This is a genomic window from Mesorhizobium sp. M7A.F.Ca.US.014.04.1.1 (assembly GCF_003998745.1).
Classification (GTDB): domain Bacteria; phylum Pseudomonadota; class Alphaproteobacteria; order Rhizobiales; family Rhizobiaceae; genus Mesorhizobium; species Mesorhizobium ciceri.
On sequence record NZ_RZRW01000009.1, the window covers coordinates 21,170 to 27,213 of the forward strand.

The window sequence follows — 6,044 nt, forward strand, 5'->3', positions numbered from 1 at the left end:
ATCAGTCTATCGTATCCGGCCCCAGCGTCGCCACGGTCTTCAGCGCACCGTCCAGCATGTCGCCCTTCTCGTCCTTCAGCGCGATCTCGCGCAGGCGGCGGATCCAGTCGGCGGCGTCGGTGCGGCCCTTGACCATGTCGAGCGCGGACAGCACCCGGTCGAATTTCGACTGCGCCCGGACATGGGTGTCGCTGTAGCCCTTGATCAGCCGGCGGCAGTTGAGGATTTCGACGGCCAGTGCGTAATCCTGGGGCACATGGTCGAGCGCCAGCGCGTACCAGCCATCGAGATGAGCGACCTCGACCTTGTGGCGCAGCAGGCTGCGGCGCCAGCGACGCAGGCCGCCGATGAACCACAGAGCGGCAAAGCCGGCAAAACTGTCGGTGCGGATGCGGCGGCCATGATTGATGCGACGATCGAGAAAGGCGGCGAGCTTCGGCCGGTTTTCGATGTAGCTGCCCAGACCCGCCGGCAGCGTGCCGCAGAACTCCTCGATGCGCGGATGGAAATATTCGGTCACCTGCAGGATCGAGCCATCCTTGACGCCGACCTCGCGGCGCACGCGTTTGTCGCGCGTCGAACGTGTCTTGAGATCGGCGACGCGGATCATGTCGTCGTAGCACAGCGCGTTGGCCAGATGCTTGGCGGCAGCGATGGACAAGCCGTAGCCCTGAATCGGCCCGTCCAGCGCGACGGCCTTGTCCAACCGGTCGAGATAGTCGCGCCCATAGGCGATGTCCTGATAGTCGACGACCTTTCTCAAGCCTCGAAGCGCCATATCGCGCACGGCCACCGGCAACAGATCGATGCGGGCAGCCAAGGCCTGCCAGCCTTGCAGCAGGTTTCGCGGGCCACTCACCTGTCCGGCGCCCAGGGCAGATTCGACGATCGCTGGCTCGGCCGGCCTAGGCGCCGGTGCTGCCGTGCCGCGCGCACGATCAAACGCGGCACCGAAGGCAGCAAGGCTGGCCTTGACGCCCCGACCACCCGCGCCGATCGCCTGCTCGTAGCTTTCGCGCGTGAACGGCAGCGCGTCCGACCCCGCCAGCGCGCCAAGCAGGCTGGCCGAGATCATCGAGCCATTGTCGGCGGCGATCTTCTCCATGTCGAAGGCGATGAAGCGCTTCGATGCGGCCTCCGCCGTTGCATGCACCTTGGACGACGAGGCGCGGCCGTCGCCCGGCTCGATCTTTTCCGACACGGCGGCGATGCGGTGCGAGGAGGCGATCAGCGTGGTGCGCTCGGGCGTGACGAAGCCGCGAATGATGGCGCGGCCGGCTTCCATCAACTCCGCCGCGATCAGTATGTCGACGTCGCCTTGCGAGGGCGACAGCGCAAAGACCGGCAGCCGGCCGGTGTCGCGGGCCATCTCGACATAGTAGATGGTGGCGCCGGTACGCTGGGCGACGCCGGCGACCGAGGTCGACTGCGCGACATAGCCGTTGCGCTCGGCGACATCGGTAATCCAATCGGCGAGCACGCCGCCGCCCTGGCCGCCGACCGCCAGCACGGCGAGCTTGATGACACGCTCACCATCCTGAGCGCTGGCGTGGGCGCGAAGTGGGGGGACGGCGTCAAGCATCGGCGAAAGTCAGGCGCCGGCTTTCGCGGCGACGCTGCAACAGGCTGATGGTGGCGCGGCGCGCCGCTTCCAGGAAGCGATCCCAGCGGCTTGGATTGTGGACGACGTCGGCGCGATAGAAGGACGGGCAGAGCACCGCCGCATCGGCGACCTCGCCGCAATTGCCGCAACCGACGCAACTCTGGTCGATATGCGCGACCGGATCGTCGCGCAAAAGATCGTCGAGCGACTTGACCGACAGCGATGGGCAGCCGGACAGCCGCATGCAGGCATGGTCACCGGTACAGATGTCCTCATCCACGCCGAACTTCGGTTTCACGACACGGGTCCCGCCCTTGATCGCCTTGTCGACCAGCGGCTTTTCGCGGCGCTGGCGGTTGAGCATGCATTCGGACGAGGCGACGATGACTTTCGGCCCCTTCTCCTCCGTCGTCAGCGCCTCGCGTAGCGTGTCCTGCATCTTGGTCACGTCATAGGTGCGGTCGACATGGCGCAGCCATTTGACGCCCATGCCTTTGACCGCCTCGGTGATCGGATGCTTCGTCGACTTGGTCTTGTTGCCGGCGCGGGATGAGAGGATGTCCTGGCCGCCGGTGGCGGCCGAGTAAAAATTATCGACGATGACGATGACGCCGTCGTTCTTGTTGAACACCGCGTTGCCAATTGAGGAGGTCAGGCCGTTGTGCCAGAAGCCGCCGTCGCCGACGAAGGAGATGGACCGCCGCTTGGCATCAGGCGAATTGAAGGCCGAGGCGGAGGCCGGGCCCAGCCCGTAGCCCATGGTGGTGGCGCCGAGCTCGAAAGGCGGCATGATCGAGAACAGATGGCAGCCGATGTCGGAGGCGATGTGATGCTTGCCGAGCTCCTGCTCGACCAGTTTTGTCGCGGCAAAGATCGGCCGTTCCGGGCAGCCGATGCAGAAGCCCGGCGGACGGCCCGGCACGACATTGATGAGGTCGGCTGCATCAACGCCGTCGCCGACCTTGTTGGGCGCGCGCACCTCGCCCGGCAGCAGATGCGGCGCCTCGGCGCGCAGGAAGGCGCCGATGCCGTCGAGCATGACCTGGCCGGTATATTCGCCGGCCATCGGCAGATGCTCCTTGCCAACCAGCCTGGTGCCTCGACCGGCCTTGTGCAGCATCGAAGCAAAGGCCTGTTCGATGTAGTTGGGCTGGCCTTCCTCGACGACCAGCACCGACTGCTTGCCCTCGCAGAACGACAGGAACTCGTCGTCGATCAAGGGATAGACGGCATTGAGCACATAGAGCGGCACGTCGGTGTCGCCATAGGTGTCGGCAAGGCCGAGCCGCTGCAGCGCGCGGATGACCGAATTGTACATGCCGCCCTGCATGACGATGCCGACCGAGCCATGGTCCGAGCCGAAGAACTCGTTGATCTTGTTCTTGGCGATGAAGTCGACCGCCGCCGGCCAGCGTTTCTGCACCTTCTCCTTCTCATGCAGGAAGGAGGCGGGCGGCAGCACGATGCGGCCGGTGTCGCGGCGCGGCGCGTCGAGGGCATCGGCGACCGTCATCGGCGGCCGCTTGTTGTCCTTGGCGATGAAATGGCCATGCACGTGGCAGCAGCGGATGCGCACCTGCAGCATGACCGGCGTGTTGGAAATCTCCGACAGCTCGAAACCATCCTCCACCGCCTTGACGATCGATGGCAGATTGGGTCGCGGGTCGAGCAGCCACACCTGGCTTTTCATGGCGAAGGCATGGCTGCGCTCCTGCATGATCGAGGAGCCCTCGCCATAGTCTTCGCCGACGATGATCAGCGCGCCGCCGGTGACGCCGCCGGAGGCGAGATTGGCCAGCGCGTCGGAGGCAACATTGGTGCCGACGGTCGACTTGAAGGTCGCCGCACCGCGAATGGGATAATGCACTGACGCCGCCAGCATGGCGGTGGCAGTGGCTTCCGAGGCGCTGGCTTCGAAATGCACGCCGAGCTCGCCCAGAATGTCCTGCGCGTCGGCCAGCACGTCCATCAGGTGACTGATCGGCGCGCCCTGATAGCCGCCGACATAGCCGACGCCGCATTGCAGCAGCGCCTTGGTGATGGCGAGAATGCCTTCGCCGGCAAACTCCTCGCCGGCACCGAGCCTGAGTTTTTCGACTTCCCTGGCAAAAGACCGTTCGGCCATTCTTTTTCTCCCTTCCGTTACCGCCAGCGCTGGCGGCGCGTAGGTCTAGATGTCGTGCTTGCGAATGTTCTTCAGCATCTTCAAAAGCGTGGCGATGAGCGCGGAATATTCGGCATCGTCGATGTCGTCGAACATCGCTTCGAACGCGTCGTGCATGGCCGGCCAGGCGCGGGTGAACTCGGCGCGGCCCTCGTCGGTCAGGAACACATGGCGGATTCGGCTGTCGGTGACACCCTGCTCGCGTCGCACCAGACCCTGGCCCTCCAGCGTATCGAGGGTCCGGCTCAAGGTCGATTGCTCGATGACCGTATAGACCGAGAGGTCGTTGACGGTGATACCGTCGGTGACCGACAGCACGGCGAGCGTGCGGACCTGCGGGATGGTCAGGCCCTGCTTGCGGAAATCGTCGCGCAAGGTGGCGTTGTAGCGGCCCATGATGCGGTTCATCAGATAGGGCGCGAATTGCTGCAGCCCGATCTGCCCCAGGGTCGAAATGCGCTGGCGCTTTTCCGCGACCTTCTCTTCCATCACAGCCTCCCCGCCAGGAGAAAGCCGGAACCGCCGCCGAGACCCGCACCCGGGTGGGTCGAGGCGCCGATATGGTAGAGACCCTTGATGCCGGTCTGATGGTTGCGGCTGGTCTTGAACGGCCGCCACAGGAAAGACTGGTCGATGGTCGAGGAACCGCCATAGGGGTCACCGCCGACCAGGTTGATGTTCATCGCCTCCAGATCGGCCGGCGAATAGGCGCGGCGCGCGATGACGCTGTCCTTGAAGCCTTCGATATGGCTGGCGAGGATCGCCTCAATGCGGTCGGCATAGGCTTCGCGCAGCACATCGGTCCATTGCCCGTCTGCCGGCGCCTGCAGCTTGCCGGCCGCGTCGCCCTTGATGTGGCGAGGCGCCTCTGGCAGTTGCAGCCACAGGATCGCCTTGCCCTCCGGGCAGCGCGACGGGTCGAGCGCGTGCGGCTGGCCGACGCAGATGGTCGGCACCTCCGGCAGCATGCCGCGCGCCGCCTCGTTGCAAGCTTTCGAGACGCCATCCAGGCCGGGCGTGAGGTGCAGCAACGCCACCTTATCCAAGCCTTCGCCCGGCCATGCGGGCGGTTTGTCCAAGGCGTAGTGGATCTGGAAATTGCCTTTGCCGTAGCGGTACTTTTGCGTCGCCTCGACATCGGCTTTGGGTGCATCCGTGCCAAGCAGCCTGCCATAGAGCTGCGTTGGCGTAACCGAGCAGATGACGCTCTTGTCGGCATTGATTGTCTCGCCCGAGGCCAGCCGCACGGCGGTTGCCCGGCCATTGTTTTGAACGATCGAAGCGACATCGGCGCCGGTGCGGATATCGCCGCCGCGTTCCCGAATCAAAGCCTCGAAGGCCGCCAGCAGGTTTTTTGCCCCACCCTTGACGATCGGTGCTCCGGCCGCCTCAAGTGCGAAGGCGATCACCTTGGCGATCTGGCCGGAGAAGGCGTCCTCGGGTCCAAGCCCGGCATGCAGTACCCAGGGTGCCCACAGCGCGCGGATGGTTTCGGACCGGTAGGTGTTTTCGAGCCAGCCGCGCGCCGGCACCAGAGCTTCGCCGAGGAAGGCGGCAAGGCCGCGCGGGCCACGCCGCCAGCCATCACCGGCAAGCAGCTTCGCTGTCGGGTAGGACCACAGGCTGCCGCCGAGCAAGCCGAACAGCAGGCCGGCATTGCGTTCGATGCCGCCGACATCATCCGCGTGCCGGTCACCGTCGCCTGCCGCGATTGCGTTGAGGGCGGCGATGTTGGCGGCACGGTCGGTGCTGAGCACGGCATGGCTGCCATCCGGCCGCAGCACGCCCGTCGGCGTGCCCGTGTGGCAGAACTCCAGCCCGTGGCGCGCGAGATCGGCGCCCAGTGCCGCAAAGGCCGGCGAGGTGATGAACAGCACGAAGGTCGTCGCCATCACATCATGGATGAAGCCGGGTGCGGTGATCTCCTCGGTGCGCAAGCAACCGCCAATGCGGTCGTTGCGCTCCAGGACGAGCACACGCGCCCCTTTGCCGCCGAGCATCGCCGCGCAGACCAGCGCGTTGATGCCGCTGCCGACGATGATGTGATCGGGGGCGGTCATTGGCGGTTGCTCTTTGCTTGCGGGCAGTGGAGTTCAATCGCGTGGAATTGCGCTCTACGGCGCCCCCCTCTGGCCTGCCGGCCATCTCCCCCTCTTGGGGGGAGATTGGCAGCTTCGGCGCCCCACTCAATCCTGCAACGTCGCAGATTGGCGAAAACCATTGTGAAGGCCAATCTCCCCCCTTGAGGGGGAGATGTCCGGCAGGACAGAGGGGGGC

4 protein-coding genes are annotated in these 6,044 nt (G+C 65.5%); all 4 read right to left on the reverse strand.

Annotated features, from left to right (window positions below):
- Position 1: 1 nt before the first annotated feature.
- The 4 genes from EOA22_RS01350 to EOA22_RS01365 are packed head-to-tail and all read right to left on the reverse strand — an operon-like array spanning position 2 to position 5,827.
- The gene (locus EOA22_RS01350) at positions 2–1,582 is read right to left on the reverse strand and encodes an indolepyruvate oxidoreductase subunit beta family protein (RefSeq protein WP_063169956.1); all 1,581 of its coding nucleotides are present in this window, start codon (positions 1,580–1,582) and stop codon (positions 2–4) included.
- A complete protein-coding gene (locus tag EOA22_RS01355) occupies positions 1,575–3,728 on the reverse strand; it encodes an indolepyruvate ferredoxin oxidoreductase subunit alpha (RefSeq protein ID WP_063169955.1) in 2,154 nt (717 codons plus the stop codon). The genes EOA22_RS01350 and EOA22_RS01355 overlap by 8 nt, the downstream gene beginning before the upstream one ends.
- 45 nt (positions 3,729–3,773) lie before the next feature.
- A complete protein-coding gene (locus tag EOA22_RS01360) occupies positions 3,774–4,256 on the reverse strand; it encodes a MarR family transcriptional regulator (RefSeq protein WP_013527967.1) in 483 nt (160 codons plus the stop codon).
- Positions 4,256–5,827 carry an NAD(P)/FAD-dependent oxidoreductase gene (locus EOA22_RS01365; RefSeq protein WP_063169954.1) on the reverse strand — a complete coding sequence of 524 codons (1,572 nt, stop codon included), beginning with the start codon at positions 5,825–5,827 and terminating at the stop codon, positions 4,256–4,258. The genes EOA22_RS01360 and EOA22_RS01365 overlap by 1 nt, the downstream gene beginning before the upstream one ends.
- Between the last annotated feature and the right edge of the window lie 217 nt (positions 5,828–6,044).